The sequence below is a fragment of the Bowmanella sp. JS7-9 genome, assembly GCF_004329715.1.
GTDB classification, from domain to species: Bacteria; Pseudomonadota; Gammaproteobacteria; order Enterobacterales; family Alteromonadaceae; genus Pseudobowmanella; species Pseudobowmanella zhangzhouensis.
This window is the reverse complement of sequence record NZ_JXSY01000015.1, coordinates 1-19,381: the sequence shown is the minus strand read 5'-3', so window position 1 is coordinate 19,381 and position 19,381 is coordinate 1. Positions and strand designations below refer to the sequence as shown.

The window sequence follows — 19,381 nt, the reverse complement described above, 5'->3', positions numbered from 1 at the left end:
TAGGGGGCATTGCATGAATCGCGGCTGAACTTTAACTAAGCAATCACTGAACAAAATAAAAGGGCCCGTAGGCCCTGTTTATCAGGTTGCTGATTCATTTGGACGGGGGCATGTTGCTGCCACTCCCTGTGGCGAGCCAACCCGACGCAGATGGATCCGCAGAGGGGTGTTTTGCAATCTGTGCCAGAAACTCTGGGTTTCCAATTGGCCGCATAATGCAAATTCTATATAAGCACGCATTTGCTCATCGTTCATAGGCATAGCCGCAGGCACTTCAACATAAGCGTTGATGGCTCCTGCATGTGCGCGAGCGCCCTGATACAACCAGTCGCCTCTGGTCAGGATGGCGTGTAAGGCCCCATTGACGACTTTAACGCTGTTCGGTGGGACAAATGTTGAGGGAACATTGTCGCGCGTGCTATCACCGGAACTGGCTTCGTTATGCATGCAGCCAGTTAAAAGAACAACCAGCAAAGCGCTACCGGCTAAGTAACGTAATACTGACATCGTGTGTCCTCCCACAAAAAGTTATCGGCGGCTTGCAAAAAATGTTTAAAAATCGTTCGATGAAAAATGTGCTATTGATTAATGCGCGGAAAATCGACGAACAGGCGGCGAAAGATGGTGTTTTATCGGGGATTACGTAAAATGCCGCGCCGTGTTAGCAACGAGGTTTTTTCATGAAGTTTTTAAGCTTTCTGTTAATGGCAAAGGTAAAGGTGCTGTCGCACTTGCTTTACCGTGGGCGATTACAGTGGCTGAGTGCGGAAAAGGAAGCGGCACTTAAAGAGGTCAAGTTAGTGGTGTTTCTGAATCACACCAGTTTGTTCGAGCCGTTGTTTATTCGTTTTGCACCTTGGCACTTTGTTTGGGATGTGGCACACAAGGTCATTGTACCCGGTGCCGATATCACCATGCAGCGCCCCATGGCGGGTAAAATTCTCAAAGCGCTGTTGCCTGGCGTGATTCCGATTACCCGCAAAAAAGATGAATCCTGGGAGGCATTTTTGCAGTCGGTGAGTCAGGACGTGATCACCGCCATCCTGCCGGAAGGGCGGATGAAGCGTCGCAACGGCTTGGATAAATTTGGTAAACCCATGAGTGTTCGAGGTGGCGTGGCCGAAATTCTCGAACGCCTCAATGGTGGCAAAATGCTGTTTGTTTACAGCGGCGGTTTGCACCATATCCAATCGCCGGGTGACTGGTTCCCTAAAGTGTTTAAAACCATCAATGCCAATTTGGAAGTGCTGGATATCAACCATTACAAGTCGCTGGTCAATGCCCGCGATGAGAACAGCTTTAAAGCCAGGGTGATGGCCGATATGGATCGGCGCTTACTGGATTGCGTGCCGTAAAGCACAAAAAGCGCCATCAGGCGCTTTTTTTATTTCGTTTTTCCGCTTGGTTGGGTATGTCCCGTTTTAAGCGCTTTTTTATCTCGTACCCAAATCTGACTACAGTTGGTTGTTTTTAATTCGAATAAAGAAATCGCACCGAACAAATCTTTCAGTTTGTTAAAGCCATAATTTCGATGATCAAATGAAGAATGATTTGATATATGTTGACCAATTTGACCTAGTTTCGCCCACCCATCATCATCTTGAACTGCGACAATAGCACTACGAAGTAAACGGATTAGACGAGTATCCTGATTCAGATTTTGCGGCTTTTTCTCTGGTGCTCTGTCCGTTTGCTCGAGGCTATCCAGATATAAAAATGAGGTGCAGGCATTTACGAATGGCATGGGAGTTTTGCGCTCACCAAAACCGATGACCTTTTTGCCCTCCGCGTGCACGCGCGTGGCCAGTGGGGTAAAGTCACAATCTGAGGAAAGAATGCACACTACGTCAAATTGGCGAGTGTGCAATAAGTCCATGATATCAATCACCATGGCGATGTCGGTGGCATTTTTGCCCTTGGTGAGATCAAACTGTTGTATTGGTTTGATCGCATTGTCGTGCAGCACTTCCTCCCAGCCTGTTAGGTTGGGATTCTTCCAATTTCCGTAAGCTCTGCGAATGTTGACGACCCCCAACTTAGCGAGCTCGGCCAAAACGTCGGAGATTTTGTTGGCAGGCGCGTTGTCGGCATCGATAAATAATGCAATCTTTTCTCTGTCCATGAGAGTGAATCCTGTGTGATGTAACGAAACACCAGCATAGCCTACAAGTCTTACCAAGACAGGTATTAGATTAGGTGTGGAGGTATGTGTTTACGCCAGACGCACCAAGCCGCTGTGACCTTGCAAATCACCAATCAACCAGATTTGTGCAAACGGATGGGCGGAGGGAATGTGGATCTCTCTCTGATGTTCACGCACACTGTCCGCATTCCAGTCTGGATGGGCATTGCGGATCACCAGCCAAACCGTGTCGCTGTCGTAAAACTTCTGCGCCTTGTTATGCAAAATACGGTTAAGCGCGTTTACCAGGCGTTCATCTGCTGAGGTGTTCACGTCAAGTGCCTGCAATTCGGTGCAGGTTTGCTCTGACAACGACTTGCCTAAAATCAGCTTGGCTTCGGTTTCACTGCCATACAGGTGGGCGATTTCAATGTCGATGGGCTGGTTGGCGATGCTGACTGAAACGTCGGGTTTACGCGGTTCGTTATGGGTGATAAAGGTGACCGCTTTTCCGCAGCATTGCTGATAAAGCCGGGCAAACAGGTCACTGGCCTGATGCTCTAACTGAATCTTTTCCCACTGGCTGCTATTCATGCTGCTGATTTATTACCTTGGCTTGCGTGGTGACGATTGTGAATAGAGCGTCATAAAATAGCAAACCAGCCAAATGATGAAAAATGGATGGGAATACCAGTTTGCGTCCGGAGGGAGAAAATACAACAGCGCTGACAACGGAATGGCGTAGATCAATACCAGCCAGACGAAAATATTTTTTACCCGCAGGTAAATAAGCAGTATTGCGTTAATCAATATAAACCAGTGCATCCTTACACTCCTGTTGGCTTAGAAATCTACTTTTTGGCGCCGCTGTTTCCGTTCACTGTGCTGTTTTTTGCTGTCCAGTCGTTTTGCTTTTGCAGCGCGGCTGGGTTTGGTGGCTTTACGTGCCTTTTGCACTTTAATGTTTTCACTGATCCATTCACCCAGGCGGGCAAGCGCATCGTCGCGATTTTGTTCCTGCGTACGATATTGCTGGGCTTTGAGCACAAAAATACCGTCGCTGGTCAGGCGTGAGTCGTTGACTGCCAGCAGGCGCTCTTTCATATATTCCGGCAGGCTGGATTTGGCGACGTCAAAACGCAGATGAATGGCACTGCTGACTTTGTTGACGTTTTGCCCACCGGATCCCTGTGCACGGATAGCCGATAAGTCGATATCGGCATCATCAATCCACAGGGTGTCGGTTAAGAACAATTGTGCCATCAGGGCAGGACTTTTTTATAGGGCTTGACCGTTACGCGGGCATATACACCGGCCTTGATGTAAGGGTCATCATCGGCCCATGCCTGCGCCTCCTGCAAACTGGCGAATTCCGCTACCAACAAAGAGCCACTGAACCCTGCCGGGCCCGGATCCTCGTTGTCAATCGCCGGCGTGGGACCCGCAATCAGCAAACGTCCCTGATCTCTTAGCTGCATTAGTCGTGCTAAATGATCCGGACGTGCCGCCATGCGTTGTTGCAGGCTGTTTTCGACGTCTTCAGCGTAAATCATGTACCACATTAGTTGTCGTCCTTTGCGGTGTCGGCGGGTTTGACCTCATCCTGAGGCAGGTAGCGATATAAATAGGCAATAGTCAGGATCATAAAGCCCATAGAAAAGCCGGTCATCCAGAACACTTTAAAATTGACCCAGTCATCTTCACTCATATGATGTGCTACATACACATTGGCAATGGCAGCGCCAATAAAAAATAGCCCCCAGGCCGCTGTGATCCTGACCCAGACTGCGTGAGGCAGGCTGACCACTTCGCCCATCATCTGCTCCATGATGGGCTTTTTCATTATCAGGCTACCGAGCAATACGATGGCGAATAATGCATATACCGCCGTTGGTTTCCACATAATGAAGGTCTTATCGCGAAACGCCAGGGTTAACGCACCAAACGCCACCACCATGGCAAAGAAAATCCACTGTTTTTTCTCGATTTTCTTGTGCATGAAATAGGTTATCAGCAACTGCAACAAGGTGGCGGCCATCAGTGCACCTGTGGCCCAAAAGATGTCCTGCATCTTGTACACCACAAAGAAAATCAACAGGGGTAAGAATTCCAGTAACGCAGCCATAAAGTCTCTCATTTAATATCTGGCGGCAGTGTACCATAAAGAATTTTAGCCGCTGCAGGTGGTAGCGATTTGTTACGTTTTAAAGCGATAAACGGAGGAAATCCAAACTACGCGAATGCGCGTATTTTGCACTATGGTGTGATTAGCTAGTACATTGATATTCGTACTAAAAATCTTTCTTTTCCTGACAGGGACGCTTATGAAACTTGCCCGCTTTACCCATTCTTTGTGTTGTGTGGCGATTTGTAGCCTGACCATGATTGCGCCGTTGCAGGCACAAAATAAAAATGTGCCTAATGCGGCCGACTCCGATCCACAACGCCTCGGTTGGATGATTGGCACACCACCGCCAGCAGACAAACTGATCATGCAACCACAATCCAATTATTTCAGTTTTCCCAAACTGCGCTGGACCGTTTGTCACATCCGGGAGTTGTTGCCCACCCAGCAGGTTAGCCGCGGTCTTGGCGCACCGGCACCGCTGGAATACGCGCTCGATGATAATATCGACCAGATACGTTTTATGCCGCTCGGTGGCAAAAGCCTGATGAATTGGGAGCAATCCCTCGCGGCCAACTACACCGACGGTATGTTAATTCTTCATAAGGGCAAGGTGGTCTACGAGCGCTATCTGGGTTGCCTGAATGAGTATGGTAAGCATGCGGCCATGTCGATGACCAAATCTCTCACTGGCTTGCTGGCAGAAATATTGATTGCCGAAGGCTCGCTTGATGAAAACGCCAGAGTCAACACGATTGTGCCGGAACTAACTGGCAGTGCCTTTGGCTCGGCCACGGTGCGCCAGGTGATGGATATGACCACGGCACTGTATTACAGCGAAGATTATGCCGATCCGCACGCGGATATCTGGCAATATTCTGCGGCTGCCAGTCCCTTACCAAAACCTCCGGGTTATCAGGGGCCGGATGGGTATTTTGATTACCTGAAGACCGTCAAAAAAGCCGGGCAGCATGGCAGAGTGTTTGGCTATAAAACCGTGAATACCGATGCGCTTGGGTGGATTGTATCTCGGGTCAGCGGCAAGGAATTAACTGATTTATTAGCGGAAAAGCTCTGGCAACCAATGGGCGCCGAACAGGATGCCTATATGACGGTGGATGGCAAAGGCACACCGTTTGCCGGTGGCGGGCTTAGCGCGGCTCTGCGTGATTTGGGGCGAATCGGTCAATTAATGCTGGATAACGGCCAACTAAACGGCCAACCACTGTTTCCTGCCAGTGTGGTCGACAGTATCAAAGCCGGAGGAGATAAACAGGCGTTAGCGCAAGCCGGGTATAAGGCGTTGGCAGGCGGAAGTTACCGCAGCATGTGGTGGGTGATGCACAACGAGCATGGGGCATTCGCCGCACGCGGGGTGCATGGGCAGACGATTTATGTCGACCCGACAGCAGAGATGGTAATAGTGCGTTTTGCGTCTTTTCCAGACGCCAAAAACAGTAAAATCGACCCAACTTCGCTTCCCGCCTATCAGGCGGTGGCAGAATATCTGATGTCAAAAAACAGTGGGGCGGGCGAGTAGCCCGTTCCAGTTTCGAGCCGTTAATTCTGGTGCAGAATCTTGCCGATGCGGCTGAAAAACACCTGAGATAGGTTCCATTCGTAGCCATTAAAATCCGTGGTGTTGATACACTGCACCACCACGGTGTCGATATCCGGATAATAGGCGGTATAGGTTTGGTACCCCGGGATCAGGCCGCCATGCTCATACACATAGAGTGATGAATAAATCGCTTGCTGCTCAGGTGTGAAAAGTTCGCCGGTGTTAAGTGCACGTACAAAGGTCGCTAAATCATCGGCACTGGCAATCATCGCGCCGTAATCATTAGTTTTAATGTCCGGCTCTACGCCGACGTAATAGCCGCCCATTAAATCATCCATATTCACCTCATCCAGTGAAAAATAGGTATGGGTCAGGTTAAGCGGGGCGAGGATGCGTTGCTGAATAAATTGCGCTTGAGATACGCCAGCGGCGCGGGCAATCAGTTCGCCCAGCAACAAATAGTTGGTATTAGAATACTCGTAGCCATCTCCGGGTTTGAAATTAGCGGGCTTGTCCAGAATCAGGGCCAGTTGCTCTGCCTGTGTGTCTGGTGGATTCTCCCAATAGGCATAGGTATCAGTGAAATTAGGAATGCCGCTGGTATGCCCAACCAAATTTGCCAGTGTGATCTGATCGGCGTATTGAATGCGTGATTCAAGTTCAGGGAAGTATTCCGCCAGCGTCCCTTCATTGTGTAATTTTCCGTCACTGATCAGCAATGTGATGGCGGAAGCCACATAGAGTTTGTTGATGCTGCCGATTTTAAACAATGCATCGCCACGGGCGGGGAGTTTATTGTCACGGTCGTGCCACCCTGCGGTATAGCTTTGGCCAAGCTGATCGCCTTGTTGCACATACACCAACATGCCATCAAAGCCATAGGTGATTGCGTCGTTGACCTGCTGTTGCACGCTGCCGGGCAATGGCATGAGCCAGGCTTTGACAATGATCCATGGCACAAAAAACAGCGAAATCGCCGTACCGCCAAACAGGATGACGCGCAGGATGGTGGTTCTGGTTTTTTTGTTCATGTCCCTATGCCCTGATGGGGTAGTCATTAAATTGATAGTTTTTTTGCGTGCACAACCCTATCAAATTAGTCCCCTTCAGCTCAAAGATTGTATGCAGTGAATTTGTAAAAGGGTGTGAGTAAATGACTATTTTCTGCCTGACGGCACAGAGGTTTGTTGTTGCGCACGCACATGTAATTGCTGACTTGAGCCGCAATCCACATGAGAAGCTAAATGGATGCCGGGTCGCTGCCCGGCATGACTTGTGTTGGGATAGGTCGAGCGGCGCGAAAAACGGCTCAGGTTGCCGATTTCATCTCGGCGACAAACGCTTTTAATGCGCTAAGCATGGCCGGGACATCATGCAGATGCTGCTCGATGATTTTCACCGTGGCCGAGCCGGCAATCGCACCTGCCGCACCATCACCAATCGCAGCTTTGACCTGAGCGGGGTTGGAAATACCAAAGCCAATAACGCTGGGCGCGCCTTTGTATACGCTGAGTTTGTCTACCATGGCTTTTACCGGTGCATTGGCGGCGGTTTCCGTGCCGGTAACGCCTGCGCGGCCGAGCAGATAAATATAGCCACTGGATTGGCTGGCAATCTGCTTGAGTGCCTCGTCATCGGCATTGGGCGGTGCAATCAGGATATGGTGAATGTTGTGGGCTTGTGCGGTTTGCTGGAATATTTCAGCTTCACGCAGTGGTACATCGGCTAGTAACACCGAGTCGACCCCGGCTTGGGCGGCTTTGGCATAAAATGCGTCTAATCCGGTGTGGAACACCAAATTAGAATACAGCAACAGGCCAATTGGCGTCTGTGGGTGACGACGGCGAATTTCGCTGAGAATTTCAAAGCAATCCTGCTGATGAATTTTATTCGCCAGCGCACGTATGCCGGCTTTTTGGATCACCGGCCCATCTGCGATAGGGTCGGAGAATGGAAAGCCCAGTTCCAGCGCATCGGCACCGCCATCCACCAGAGCGCTGATGATCTCTATGCTGGTGGCCTTATCCGGGTCGCCCAGCATCACAAATGGCACAAAGGCACCACGTTGCTCTTCAGCCAGGCGGCTGAACATGGCCTGATAACGATCTGCAGCCATTACAGCGCTCCTTTTAAAAATTGTTGAACATGGGCAATGTCTTTATCACCGCGGCCAGAGAGGTTCACCACCATGAGTGTCGGCTTTGTCGCCTGTTCTGCAGCTTTGAGCGCATAGGCCAGCGCGTGGGAGGACTCCAGCGCCGGAATAATGCCTTCTTTTTGCGCCAGCAACTGGAAAGCGGCCAGCGCTTCATCATCGGTAGCCGACTCATAACGGGCGCGACCGGTGTAATGTAAAAACGCATGCTCAGGGCCAACCGCAGGGTAATCCAGGCCGGCGGAGACTGAATAGGACTCCTCAATCTGGCCGTCTTCATCCTGCATAATGTAGGTATACGCGCCATGTAGAATCCCCATAGTGCCTTTGGCAATGGCCGCACCATGCTCATGGGTATGGATCCCTTTACCGGCTGGCTCAACACCCACCAGGCCAACGTCTTTATCATCGATAAAATCGGCAAACATACCAATGGCGTTGGAGCCACCCCCGACACAGGCAATCACCTCATCCGGCAAGCGACCTTCGGCAGCCAGAATTTGTGCCTTGGTTTCTTCACCAATCATACGGTGGAATTCACGCACGATGGTTGGGAAAGGGTGCGGGCCGGCGGCGGTGCCAAGCAGATAATGGGCTTTTTCGTAATTGGCTGACCAGTCACGCAGGGCTTCGTTAACCGCATCTTTCAATGTGCCCGAGCCAGAGTCCACCGGGATCACCTCAGCGCCCATCAGGCGCATACGAAATACGTTCGGTGCCTGACGTTCCACGTCTTTGGCGCCCATATAAATTCGTGCTTTAAGTCCCAGCAGTGCGCAGGCCAGCGCCGTGGCCGTACCATGCTGGCCGGCGCCGGTTTCGGCTATCACTTCGGTTTTACCCATGCGCTTGGTTAACAATGCCTGACCCAGTACCTGATTGGTTTTGTGCGCACCACCGTGCAGTAAATCTTCGCGCTTTAGATATAGGGTAACCAGTGGATTACTGACAATATTACGGGTTTTGGTCAGCGCAGTCGGGCGACCGGCGTAGTTTTTCAGCAGATCCATAAACTCCTGCTGAAAGTCCGCGTCGTTTTGCGCCTTGATAAATTCCTGTTCAAGTTGATCCAGCGCTGGGATCAACAGCTCTGGCACATACATGCCACCAAACGGGCCAAATTTACTTGGTAAGCTATTCATAAATCTCTCAGTAGTGGCGTAAGTTGTTGAATAATTTGGTTAGTTGCGTGTGGTTTTTCACGCCGGGGCGTGACTCGACGCCGGAATTCACATCCAATAAGCCCACGCCCGTTGCTTTGGCATCGGCAATATTGTCGGCGTCCAATCCACCGGCCAGGGCCAGCGAGGTTTTGCTTTCCAAGCCGGCAAATAATGTCCAGTCAAAACGCTGCCCGGTGCCGCCGCTTTGATTACCGATACGACTATCCAGCAGATGCCGGTCAATCGGCCCGCTTTGTAGCGCGGGCAGGGCATCGCTGACGCCGTAGGCTTTCCAAATCTGGCAGTCTTGCGCCAGTTCTGCACGCAAGGTGGCGATATAGGCGCTGTCCTCATTACCGTGCAACTGCACCGCGGCTAAGTCCAGTTTTTGTGCCAGTTCGCAGACCATCGCAATTGGCTGGTCGACAAACACGCCCACATAGTGAAATGGCACCTGCGAAACAATGGTTTGCGCCTGATGCAAACTAACACAGCGCGGAGATTTAGGCGCGAAGATCAACCCGGCATAACTGGCACCGGCTTGTTTGGCCATCAGGGCATCTTCGGGAAGGGTGACACCACAGACCTTCACGTGTCCATAAATTAACTGGTTAACCGCCAGCGCCACATCGGCTTGTGCCATCAGGCTGCTGCCGACCAGAAATCCATCGGCCAGTGGTGCCAAACGACGCACATCGTCGTGGGTATAAATACCGGACTCACTGATAACCAGACGATCATCCGGGATCATCGGCGCCAGGCGTTCGGTGGTGGCTAAGTCTGTGCTCAAATCGCGTAAGTTGCGGTTGTTAATGCCGATAATTTTTGCGCCGAGCGCGATAGCTCGCTGGGTCTCTTGTTCATTGCTGACTTCGGTCAGCACATCGAGGCTCAGTGAGTCGGCAATGGCCGCCAGTTCGGTATATTCCTCATCGCTTAAGACTGACAGCATCAATAATATGGCATCGGCGTCATGGTAGCGCGCCAGATAAACCTGATAGGGGTCGACAAAAAAGTCTTTATTCAGCACTGGCTGATGTACGCGCTGACGCACATAGTCCAGGTAGGCAAAGCTACCCTGAAAGTACTGCTCATCGGTCAGTACTGAAATGGCCGCCGCACGGGGGGCATAGGCGCTGATGATTTCGTCCAAATCGAAATTGGCGCGAATCAGGCCTTTCGATGGGGAGGCTTTCTTGCATTCCAGAATAAAACCCGCCTCAGGCTGGCTCAGGGCATCGAATAAGCTGCGCGTGGACGGCGTCAGGTTAGCCTGAAAGGTCTCCAACGGCAGCGCTTGTTTTCTCGCCGCGATTTCTTCGCGCTTGTGGTTGCAGATTTTTTCCAGCACGTTAGCCACGACTTACCTCCGCTGCGTGCAAAATGGTTTGATAGGGTTTGCCGCTTGCCATGGCTTGCAGCGCTAATTGAGTCGCAGTCGCTAAGGTGTCGGCCTGATTGCACAGATACAGCAATAACCCTGCGTTAGCTGCGACGGCATCGCGATGGGCGGCCTCGCCATGGCCTCGCAGTACCGCTTCAATCAGTGCCTTGTTTTGCGCCGGTTCGCCACCTTCGATGTCTTTCAGGCTGTATTCCTGTAATCCAAAATCAGCCGGGTGGAGTACTGACTCCAGCAGCGTGTCGCCATCCACGAATACCACTTGCGTCGCACCATGCAACGCCACTTCGTCCAGGCCACTACCGTGTACCACCACGGCGCGCTGATAACCGAGCAATCTTAACGTGTTGGCAAACGGTACCAGCAAATCAGGGCTGTAAACGCCAATCATCATATGAGTTGGGCGCGCTGGATTGGCCAGAGGGCCGAGCAAATTAAACAGTGTGCGGCTTTTCACGGTTTGGCGCACCGGCATGGCGTGCTTGATCCCTGCGTGGTATTGCGGAGCGAATAAAAATGCCAGGTTAGCCTCGTCCAGACAGGCGCGGGCCGTCTCTGCCGACATCGCTAGGTCCATGCCAAACTCACCGTATAAATCCGCCGAGCCCGATTTGCTTGAGACACTACGATTGCCGTGTTTGGCCACTTTAACGCCACACGAGGCGGCAACCATGGCGGCGGCTGACGAAATGTTGATGGTGTTGTGCCCGTCGCCACCGGTGCCGACGATATCGGCAAAGGGATAATCCGGGCGCGGAAACGGGTTGGCATTATTAATCAGGGCGGCGGCGGCACCGGCAATTTCTGCCGGGGTTTCGCCACGGAATTTTAATGCGGTCAGCATGGCGGTCAGTTCGATTTCACTGATCTTGCCATTAACCACATCGGCGAAAAACGCTTCACTTTGCTGTTGAGTAAGCGCCTGACCTGCATACAACTGTTCAAATAACGGGGTCATTGGCCGCCTCCTGCGAGAAAATCGATACTTTGTTTGAGTAACTGACTGCCGTGGCTGGTCAGGATCGACTCCGGATGAAACTGAAAGCCGAGCATTTTATCTGCATCATGGTATACCGCCATGGGGATCCCATTGAAGCTCGCAAGCTGGCGCAGACATGCTGGCATATTCGCTGCCATCAGCGAGTGATAGCGCGCGACCGGCAGAGGTTGCGGCAAGCCGGCAAACATAGCATCGCCACAGTGTTCAATATGCGAGGCTTTGCCGTGCATCACTTCAGAGGCGCGGATCACGTCACCACCGTAGTGCTGCACAATGGCCTGATGGCCTAGGCATATGCCCAGCACCGGGAACTGCCCCTCTGCCTGCTTTAGTAATTCGGGCATGCAACCGGCATCCGCCGGCGCGCCCGGTCCCGGGGAGAGGATCAAAATCGGCTGACCTTGTGCTTCGCGCATTTTCGCCATAATGGTTGTGGCACTGACGTGGTTACGATAAACCGTCATGGGGTAACCCAGTTTGCGCATTTCATCGACCAGGTTGTAGCTAAACGAGTCAATGTTATCCAGCAAAAACAGTTCGATGGCAGGCTGTGACTGTTGCATATTATTGCCCTCCGTTGGCGAGCTGAATCGCGCGGATCACGGCTTGCGCTTTGTTGCGGGTTTCATCGGCCTCAGACTGCGGATTGGAGTCATATACGACCCCGGCACCCGCCTGAATAAAGGCGGTCCCCTGTTTTACAAACGCCGAGCGGATCACGATACAGGTATCCATGTCACCATGGCTGTTTAAATAGCCTACCGCGCCGCCATAACTGCCGCGACGGCATTGCTCTACTTCACGAATTAATCGGGCGGCACTGACTTTAGGCGCACCCACCAAAGTGCCCATGTTCATACAAGCGGTGTAGGCGTGCAGGGGGTCTAAATCACTGCGCAACTGGCCGACGACGCGGGAGACCAGATGCATTACCTGTGAATAGCGATCGACCTGGAGTAAATCTTTGACATAGCGGCTGCCAGGCTCACAGACACGGGCCAGATCGTTACGGGCTAAGTCGACCAGCATCAGGTGTTCGGCTTTTTCTTTGCCGTCTTCACGCAGTTCCAGTTCGATGCGGCTGTCCAGATCGCGGTCGATTTGGCCGGCGGCATTAAATCCGCGGCGGCGGGTACCGGCAATCGGGTACACCTCAACCTGATTGGCATCTTTGTCGTATTTCAGGGCGGATTCAGGCGACGCGCCAAACAGCTGAAATGCCGCATCCTGCATGTAAAACATATAAGGACTGGGATTGAGCGCCTTCAACTTCGCGTAGGCGGCCAAAGGTGCCGGACAAGGCAGGCTGAAGGTGCGCGATGGCACCACCTGAAATATATCGCCGGCCAGAATGTGCTCTTTCAGTGCCAGCACGTCGCGACAGAAGGCGTCATCGTCTTTATTGCAGGCAACGTCGCGACTGGCGTTTTCGCTGTTGGTGACCGGCTCTACCGGCAAATCCAATTGTTTACGCAGGGTTTCCATGCGCTGAGAAATACGGAAATATTCGGTCGCGACCTGGGCGCCACTAAATACGCTGCCAATCAGTTCCGATGTTTGCTGGGTATGATCAATCAGGACAAGAGTTTCTGCCACATAGAATACAAAGTCCGGGCAATCGTTCGGCCCTTCAGCCACATCAGGCAGGGCTTCGTAGCTGGCCAGCAGATCGTAGGCAAATACCCCGCCCAAAAATACGGCGTTAGGGTTGTCCCGAATCGGGGTAATTTGCTGGATGATTTGACGCAGGGCATTGAATACGCTGTCGGCTTTTAAGCGGGAGTCTTCGTCTAACTGATCGCTGGCGCGGGTGAAGTGAAGGAGCAGGGAGTCGGTGTTCTGCTGCGCGACCTGCGGGGCTAATGCACTGGCCAATACCTCAAGTACCGCTTTGCCGTTATCACTTAATGCCTCACACGCTACCTGTTGTCCACGACACTCCAAACGCAGGCAGGCATCGATGAGCATCAGGCTTTTTAGATGATCTTTGCTGCTGATCTCAGCCGACTCCAGCAATAAACTCGCCGGGCTGTTGTGGCTCAGTTGCCCAAAGCGCGCAAGGGGCTCGGCTACATAGGGCAGTTGCTGCACTATGCTTTCCACTTTACCGGGTTGTCCGCTCAACTCAGATAAACTCATGATTTTTCTCTAATTGTTGATTTAATTATGATTTCCGCTGCGGGCCCTGAAACGAAAAAACCCGCGTTATGCGGGTTTGTTAAATACTTTTTGCTAAACACAAATAAGCAACAACCCGCTAATTCGGGAAGTGCCACCACCAGTTTGCTGTCAGTTTAGTGTTTAGTTGCATCGTCTTTGTTTATACAATGTGCGTTCAATGCACATAGAAGAATGCAAAAGCGGATTAATGTCAACACTCTCAGCGCGTAAAATTGACTTACATTGTCATAGCCGGTTTTCCGACGGGCGCTTAACCGTCGCCGAATTAATCGACCGGGCGCACAATATGCAGGTGGATGTGCTGGCCATCACCGACCACGACACGGTTGAAGCCACCGAGGTGGCAAAGGCCTATCAGGCTACCCAGTCGCGACCACTTACCTTAATACCCGGCATCGAGTTGTCGACCAAATGGCATAACTTTGAGATTCATGTCGTTGGCCTGAATATGAATATTCATGATGAGTTATTCCAAAAGCGTCTGTTACAGCAACAGGCCAGCCGCGATGAGCGCGCCCAGCGCATCAGCGACAAACTGGCCAAAGCCGGCTTTGCTGATTGCCTGCAAGATGCCGCTGCGCTGGCCGGTGACGGGCAGATTACCCGTGCGCATTTTGCCCGCGTACTGCTCAATCGCGGCGTGGTGGATGAAATGCAAAAAGCCTTTGATAAATACCTGGGCAAGGGCGAGCGCGCTTATGTGACGTCCCAGTGGATTGATATTGCCACGGCGATTCGCTGGATCAGTGAAGCTGGTGGCAAAGCCGTGCTGGCACACCCTTGTTTATACGACATGAGTACCAAGTGGCTGCGCCGCTTACTGGCGGAATTTAAAGCGGCCGGTGGCCATGGCATGGAAGTGATCCACGGTAATTTGGATCCTCAGCGTCGGCAGTTATTGGCTGGCTTATGTGCCGAACATGAGCTGCAGGCCTCCGCCGGCTCGGATTTTCATATGCCCGGTCGCTGGACCGAATTGGGTAAAAACTTAACACTCCCCCCCGAGCTTGTGCCAATATGGCATGACTGGGATCTGAACTAAGGACGTATTGTGAGCCAGTTTTTTTATATACACCCGGATAACCCGCAGCAGCGCCTGATTAAACAGGCCTGCGAGATTATTCGCAGCGGCGGCGTGGTGGTGTATCCCACCGACTCGGGTTATGCCATCGGTTGCCAGATGGACAATAAAGACGCGTTAGAGCGCCTGTGCCGCATTCGTCAGATTGAAAAAGAACACAAGTTTTCCCTGATGTGCCGCGATATGTCTGAGCTATCGCTGTATGCGCGGGTCGATAACAGTGCATTTCGTCAAATCAAAAACAATACACCCGGACCATACACCTTTGTGCTTAAAGCCACCAAGGAAGTGCCGCGTCGTTTACACGATCCCAAGCGTAAAACCATTGGTATTCGCGTGCCGGATAACAAAATTGCACTGGCGTTGTTAGAAGAGTTGGGCGAGCCCCTGATGTCGACTTCGCTGGTGTTGCCGGGAAATGATTTTGCTGAGTCCGACCCGGATGAAATCCGCGATAAGCTGGAGAAGCTGGTGGATTTGATTATCCACGGCGGTTATCTGGGTGAGCACCTGACCACGGTAGTGGATATGTCTGAGGGTGAAACGGAAGTGATGCGCGTCGGCACCGGCGATCCCTCGGTATTTGGTTAATGGCCGACGACAGCGAACACAAAGAACTGGAAATACAGCAGCCGCTTCCGTTTGCTTTTATTCATGGCGAAGCGGTGCTGGAAAAGCCGGAAGATCTGTATATACCCCCTGATGCGCTGGAAGTGATTCTGGAGGCCTTTGAAGGGCCGCTAGATTTGCTGCTGTACCTGATCCGCAAACAAAAGTTCGACATCCTCAACCTGCCGGTGGCGCAAATTACCCGCCAGTACATGGAATACGTTGAGTTGATGAAAGATCTTAATCTGGAACTGGCGGGCGAATATCTGGTGATGGCGGCGATTCTGGCCGAGATTAAATCGCGCCTGTTACTGCCTAAACGCAGCGAGGGCGATGATGAAGAGGATGATCCTCGCGCCGAGTTAATCCGTCGCCTGCGTGAATACGAGCTGGTTAAACATTCTGCGGAAGAACTGGATCAATTGCCCCGTGAAGAACGTGATGTGTTTGTCGCTGCTGCGCGGGTTGATGAAAGCTGTCAGCCAATCAAAGTGCAGCCGGACGTGGCATTGCAGGAGTTGGTCCTGGCATTTCAGGCAGCGATGCAGCGCGCCAGTGCGTTTGAACATCACCATATCACGCCGGAAGTATTATCTACCCGAGAGCGTATGTCGCAGATTCTGGATTTGCTGCAAGGTGACAAATTTATGCCATTTGGCGCCTTTTTCAGCGCCGAAGAGGGCCGGGCCGGTGTGGTGGTGACATTCTTAGCCATGCTCGAACTGGTCAAAGAATCCATGCTGGATTTAGTTCAGGCAGATGCATTTGGTGATATTCATATTCGGGCGCGCACGGTATAATCACCGGTTGAGAAGTGAGCAGTTATGGCAAGAATTAATAAGGATCAACTCAAACAACTGGTGGAAGCTGCAATTTTTGTGGCCGATAGCCCGTTGGATGATACCGCACTGATGGAAGGCGTGCTGGCCAACTGGACGGTGAGCAAAAAACAGCTGGCCGATTGCCTGAAAGAACTGGAATTAGATTATCGCCCCCGCGGCGTTCAGCTGGTGAAAGTCGCCAGCGGTTACCGCTTTCAGTCCAATCCGGCGTTAAGCCCGTTTTTAGCCCGTTTATGGCAGGAGCAACTACCGCGTTATTCGCGGGCAATGCTGGAAACTCTGGCATTGATTGCCTATCGTCAACCCATAACCCGTGGCGAGATTGAGCAGGTGCGCGGCGTATCCGTCAGCAGCCATATTGTAAAAACGCTGACAGAGCGCGGTTGGATAAAGGTGGTGGGGCACAAAGAAGTGCCGGGACGTCCCTCATTGTACGGCACCACCAAAGGGTTTTTAGATTACTTCTCATTACGTTCGCTGGCCGAGCTACCGTCGATGGACGCGTTTGCACAGCTGGCGAATTCGACTAACAGTGTAGAGACAGCCGAGGGGCTGCCTCCACAGAACGTAAAAGTACACTGACTACATGAGTGAAAAATTACAGAAAGTTTTAGCCAATGTCGGGCTCGGTTCGCGTCGGGAGATCGAAAAATGGATCGAGCATGGCAGGGTTTCCGTCAACGGCACAGTGGTAACACTGGGTGCCCGTGTTGAAGCAACCGACCAAATCCGTGTCGATGGCCGCATTATCAATCTGAATAAACGCAAAAGCGTGTGCCGCGTGCTGATGTACAACAAGCCGGAAGGCGAAATGTGCACCCGGAAAGATCCGGAAGGCCGCCCAACCGTATTTGACCGCCTGCCGCGCATCAAAGATGGCCGCTGGGTAGCGATTGGTCGTTTAGACATTAACACCAGTGGTCTGTTGTTGTTTACCAACGATGGAGAGTTGGCCAATCGGTTAATGCACCCGCGTCATGAAGTGGAGCGTGAATACGCAGTGCGCGTGTTTGGTGACGTGAAAGAACAGGACATTCGCAAGCTGACTCAGGGCATTAAGCTCGAGGACGGTATGGCGCAGTTTAAACAGGTTAAACGCCGTGCCACCGTAACCCAGCAGGGCAGTGACGAGGACAGCCTCAATCAATGGTTTGATGTGGTGCTGACCGAAGGTCGCAACCGTGAAGTGCGCCGTATGTGGGAGTCGCTGGACTATAAAGTCAGCCGTCTGATCCGCGTGCGCTATGGCAAACTGCCGCTGAAAAAACGTCTCCCTCAAGGAGCGTGGGTGGAATTACCGCTGGAAGAAATCAACTACCTGCGTGAAACCGTGCAGTTACCGAAAGAAACGGAAACCGTGCTGGACGAGAAAAAGGCCCAGCTCGATCATGTGCGTTTAAGCCGCATGCGCCGCTCGGTGAAAAAACACAAGCTGGTTCAACAGGGAGTGAAAAAGACGCCCAAGACCCGTCAGGGCAGAAGTTGATTCAGTGTTAAATAGCAAAAGCCCGGTTGAACCGGGCTTTTTTGTGGCCGTTTTTCTTAACATCAGTGCGCTGATGGGTGACCGCTGGTGGGGCGTTAAAAATCCACGTATTTGGGTAGCGCCATCAGGGCAATGCCAATAATGATAATGGCCAGGTGATTGTGCACAAAGTAGGGAAATACCATCAACGCGAGGCCAGCATATTTGGCTACAAGGTTGGCCTGGCGTTTGCCATAAATAAAATAGCCTAGGCCAATAGAACTAAACAGCAGGCCAAGCAGTAAGGTGCCGGTGTCGATCATGCTACAACGCCTCTCCATATTTAAATAACTGACTCTCACCCGGCTGCATTTTGTGCCATTGCTCGTTACAGGTCAGCGGTTCGGTAGCGATAATGGTTACCACATCGTTAGGCGTGGTTTCTTTATCAAAGTCGATATCCACATCAATGTCCGACAGGCGCGCCATCCCAAATGGTGCGCGGCGGGTGATCCAATGTAATTTAGTGGTGCAGTACGCCAGCATATATTCGCCGTCACTGAGCAGCATATTAAATACCCCCAGTTTTCGCAGTACCCCTGTTTTTTTGGCGACAAAACGAAACGCTGCTTTGCGCGAAGTCGGCCGGTTCGGGTAGCGTTTGTCTAACTCACTGAGTAAATAACAAAACGCCCGCTCACTGTCGGTGGTGCCGACCGGGGTAAAGCGTTCGGTGGGCAGATCGGCGTAGCCGCTGAGTTGGCCATTGTGGGCATAGGTCCAGTTGCGGCCCCATAATTCACGGCTGAATGGATGGGTGTTTTCCAGGCTCACCCGGCCGCGGTTGGCCTGACGCACATGGGCGACCACCGCTTTGCTTTTAATCGGGTAATCTGAGATGAGCCGGGCAATTTCCGACTCATAACTGGGCTGGGGATCTTTAAAGGTACATACGCCTTTATTCTCGTAGAATGCCACGCCCCAGCCATCTTTGTGCGGCCCGGTGCGCCCACCGCGCTCGCGCAGGCCTTTAAAGCTAAAACAAATATCGGTCGGTACGTTGGCCGACATACCCAGTAATTCACACATCTTGCTGGCAGGTTGGTTAATCTTGTCTGGCGACACTATAGCAATAGCCAACGTTGTGCAGAAGCAATCTGTGTTTTAACTAGGTATCAGTTGGTTGAGTGGGTAAGCGTGAGTGTTTTACATCCCTGCCATTTTTCGTCTACTCCCGTGTTGTTATTGGAATCTTCGCAAGCATAAGTAACGCACTCACTGCAATGGTTTCGTCCATCAGCCTGTGAGGTTTTGTCGCGGTGGCGACAGTACTTTTGGATAGCACATACCAATATTTAACCATGACCTCCCTGTCACGATTTCCCGCGCCTCCAGTGCGCGAGTCACTTTTCTTTGCTTGTCCATAAGAAAAGTGACCAAAAGAAAGGACACCCTGCATCAGCCCAATTCCTGCTTTGCTGGTCATTCGCCGGTCGCTCAGAGGTAAAGGCTTCGCCCGTTCCCTACGCCCCTTCGCTTAATTTTCTGTCCCTGAAAATTAACCGGCGTCTGACTTGCACAAAGCAGGGGGCTTCTGAAGGGACATAAAGAGTCCGCGCTCCGCGCGATTCTTTTGGCGGCGAAGCCGCATTAGTTGCGACTCAATTTGCCCGAT

At 51.9% G+C, this 19,381-nt stretch carries 23 protein-coding genes; 7 read left to right on the top strand and 16 right to left on the bottom strand.

Annotated features, from left to right (window positions below; translation table 11 throughout):
* Positions 1–81: 81 nt before the first annotated feature.
* Entirely contained in the window at positions 82–507 is a 426-nt protein-coding gene (locus TK45_RS08370; protein ID WP_131258199.1) for a hypothetical protein, read from the bottom strand.
* Between the two features lie 173 nt (positions 508–680).
* On the opposite strand from TK45_RS08370, the gene TK45_RS08365 reads away from it, so the two are divergent.
* Entirely contained in the window at positions 681–1,355 is a 675-nt protein-coding gene (locus tag TK45_RS08365) for a 1-acyl-sn-glycerol-3-phosphate acyltransferase (RefSeq protein ID WP_131258198.1), read from the top strand.
* A gap of 29 nt (positions 1,356–1,384) precedes the next feature.
* On the opposite strand, the gene TK45_RS08360 is transcribed toward TK45_RS08365, so the two are convergent.
* The 5 genes from TK45_RS08360 to TK45_RS08340 all read right to left on the bottom strand — a co-directional run bounded on the left by TK45_RS08360 (position 1,385) and on the right by TK45_RS08340 (position 4,247).
* Positions 1,385–2,122, bottom strand: a complete 738-nt coding sequence (locus tag TK45_RS08360) for an NYN domain-containing protein (RefSeq protein WP_131258197.1) — start codon at positions 2,120–2,122, stop codon at positions 1,385–1,387.
* Between the two features lie 90 nt (positions 2,123–2,212).
* A complete protein-coding gene (locus TK45_RS08355) occupies positions 2,213–2,716 on the bottom strand; it encodes a hypothetical protein (RefSeq protein WP_174719776.1) in 504 nt (167 codons plus the stop codon).
* Positions 2,717–2,965: 249 nt separating this feature from the next.
* Positions 2,966–3,385, bottom strand: coding sequence for an alternative ribosome rescue aminoacyl-tRNA hydrolase ArfB (gene arfB / locus TK45_RS08350; protein WP_131258195.1), 420 nt, complete (start codon positions 3,383–3,385; stop codon positions 2,966–2,968).
* Entirely contained in the window at positions 3,385–3,684 is a 300-nt protein-coding gene (locus tag TK45_RS08345; protein ID WP_131258194.1) for a YciI family protein, read from the bottom strand. The genes arfB and TK45_RS08345 overlap by 1 nt, the downstream gene beginning before the upstream one ends.
* Positions 3,684–4,247: a septation protein A gene (locus TK45_RS08340; protein ID WP_131258193.1), complete on the bottom strand. Its 564-nt coding sequence runs from the start codon at positions 4,245–4,247 to the stop codon at positions 3,684–3,686. The genes TK45_RS08345 and TK45_RS08340 overlap by 1 nt, the downstream gene beginning before the upstream one ends.
* A 199-nt stretch (positions 4,248–4,446) precedes the next feature.
* Here TK45_RS08340 and TK45_RS08335 point away from each other — a divergent pair, with 199 nt between their 5' ends.
* Positions 4,447–5,787, top strand: coding sequence for a serine hydrolase (locus TK45_RS08335; RefSeq protein ID WP_254426573.1), 1,341 nt, complete (start codon positions 4,447–4,449; stop codon positions 5,785–5,787).
* Positions 5,788–5,807: 20 nt separating this feature from the next.
* Here the strand turns inward: TK45_RS08335 and TK45_RS08330 are convergent, their stop codons facing one another.
* The 7 genes from TK45_RS08330 to TK45_RS08300 form a co-directional block, all read right to left on the bottom strand.
* Entirely contained in the window at positions 5,808–6,839 is a 1,032-nt protein-coding gene (locus tag TK45_RS08330; protein ID WP_131258192.1) for a serine hydrolase, read from the bottom strand.
* Positions 6,840–7,117: 278 nt separating this feature from the next.
* A complete protein-coding gene (gene trpA / locus TK45_RS08325; RefSeq protein WP_131258191.1) occupies positions 7,118–7,924 on the bottom strand; it encodes a tryptophan synthase subunit alpha in 807 nt (268 codons plus the stop codon).
* Entirely contained in the window at positions 7,924–9,105 is a 1,182-nt protein-coding gene (trpB, locus tag TK45_RS08320) for a tryptophan synthase subunit beta (RefSeq protein WP_131258190.1), read from the bottom strand. The genes trpA and trpB overlap by 1 nt, the downstream gene beginning before the upstream one ends.
* A 7-nt stretch (positions 9,106–9,112) precedes the next feature.
* Positions 9,113–10,486 carry a bifunctional indole-3-glycerol-phosphate synthase TrpC/phosphoribosylanthranilate isomerase TrpF gene (trpCF, locus tag TK45_RS08315; RefSeq protein ID WP_131258189.1) on the bottom strand — a complete coding sequence of 458 codons (1,374 nt, stop codon included), beginning with the start codon at positions 10,484–10,486 and terminating at the stop codon, positions 9,113–9,115.
* Entirely contained in the window at positions 10,479–11,486 is a 1,008-nt protein-coding gene (trpD, locus tag TK45_RS08310) for an anthranilate phosphoribosyltransferase (protein WP_131258188.1), read from the bottom strand. Before trpD ends, trpCF begins: the two co-directional genes overlap by 8 nt.
* On the bottom strand, positions 11,483–12,091 hold the full coding sequence (locus TK45_RS08305) for an aminodeoxychorismate/anthranilate synthase component II (protein WP_131258187.1): 609 nt from the start codon (positions 12,089–12,091) through the stop codon (positions 11,483–11,485). Before TK45_RS08305 ends, trpD begins: the two co-directional genes overlap by 4 nt.
* Before the next feature lies 1 nt (position 12,092).
* Positions 12,093–13,667 (bottom strand): anthranilate synthase component 1, encoded by a 1,575-nt coding sequence (locus TK45_RS08300; RefSeq protein ID WP_131258186.1) that lies wholly within the window; start codon positions 13,665–13,667, stop codon positions 12,093–12,095.
* A gap of 229 nt (positions 13,668–13,896) precedes the next feature.
* Between TK45_RS08300 and TK45_RS08295 the strand changes: the two genes are divergently transcribed.
* The 5 genes from TK45_RS08295 to rluB are packed head-to-tail and all read left to right on the top strand — an operon-like array spanning position 13,897 to position 17,727.
* Complete coding sequence (locus tag TK45_RS08295; RefSeq protein ID WP_131258185.1) at positions 13,897–14,751, top strand: PHP domain-containing protein; 855 nt, start codon at positions 13,897–13,899, stop codon at positions 14,749–14,751.
* Between the two features lie 9 nt (positions 14,752–14,760).
* Positions 14,761–15,381 (top strand): L-threonylcarbamoyladenylate synthase, encoded by a 621-nt coding sequence (locus TK45_RS08290; RefSeq protein WP_131258184.1) that lies wholly within the window; start codon positions 14,761–14,763, stop codon positions 15,379–15,381.
* A complete protein-coding gene (locus TK45_RS08285; protein WP_131258183.1) occupies positions 15,381–16,199 on the top strand; it encodes a ScpA family protein in 819 nt (272 codons plus the stop codon). The genes TK45_RS08290 and TK45_RS08285 overlap by 1 nt, the downstream gene beginning before the upstream one ends.
* A gap of 24 nt (positions 16,200–16,223) precedes the next feature.
* Entirely contained in the window at positions 16,224–16,823 is a 600-nt protein-coding gene (gene scpB, locus TK45_RS08280) for an SMC-Scp complex subunit ScpB (RefSeq protein WP_131258182.1), read from the top strand.
* A gap of 4 nt (positions 16,824–16,827) precedes the next feature.
* The gene (rluB, locus tag TK45_RS08275; protein WP_131258181.1) at positions 16,828–17,727 is read left to right on the top strand and encodes a 23S rRNA pseudouridine(2605) synthase RluB; all 900 of its coding nucleotides are present in this window, start codon (positions 16,828–16,830) and stop codon (positions 17,725–17,727) included.
* A 95-nt stretch (positions 17,728–17,822) separates the two neighbouring features.
* Here the strand turns inward: rluB and TK45_RS08270 are convergent, their stop codons facing one another.
* The 3 genes from TK45_RS08270 to TK45_RS08260 all read right to left on the bottom strand — a co-directional run bounded on the left by TK45_RS08270 (position 17,823) and on the right by TK45_RS08260 (position 19,192).
* The gene (locus tag TK45_RS08270) at positions 17,823–18,029 is read right to left on the bottom strand and encodes a hypothetical protein (RefSeq protein WP_165490744.1); all 207 of its coding nucleotides are present in this window, start codon (positions 18,027–18,029) and stop codon (positions 17,823–17,825) included.
* Position 18,030: 1 nt separating this feature from the next.
* Positions 18,031–18,795, bottom strand: coding sequence for a class II glutamine amidotransferase (locus tag TK45_RS08265; RefSeq protein WP_131258385.1), 765 nt, complete (start codon positions 18,793–18,795; stop codon positions 18,031–18,033).
* Positions 18,796–18,934: 139 nt separating this feature from the next.
* On the bottom strand, positions 18,935–19,192 hold the full coding sequence (locus tag TK45_RS08260) for a hypothetical protein (RefSeq protein ID WP_131258180.1): 258 nt from the start codon (positions 19,190–19,192) through the stop codon (positions 18,935–18,937).
* Positions 19,193–19,381: the final 189 nt, after the last annotated feature.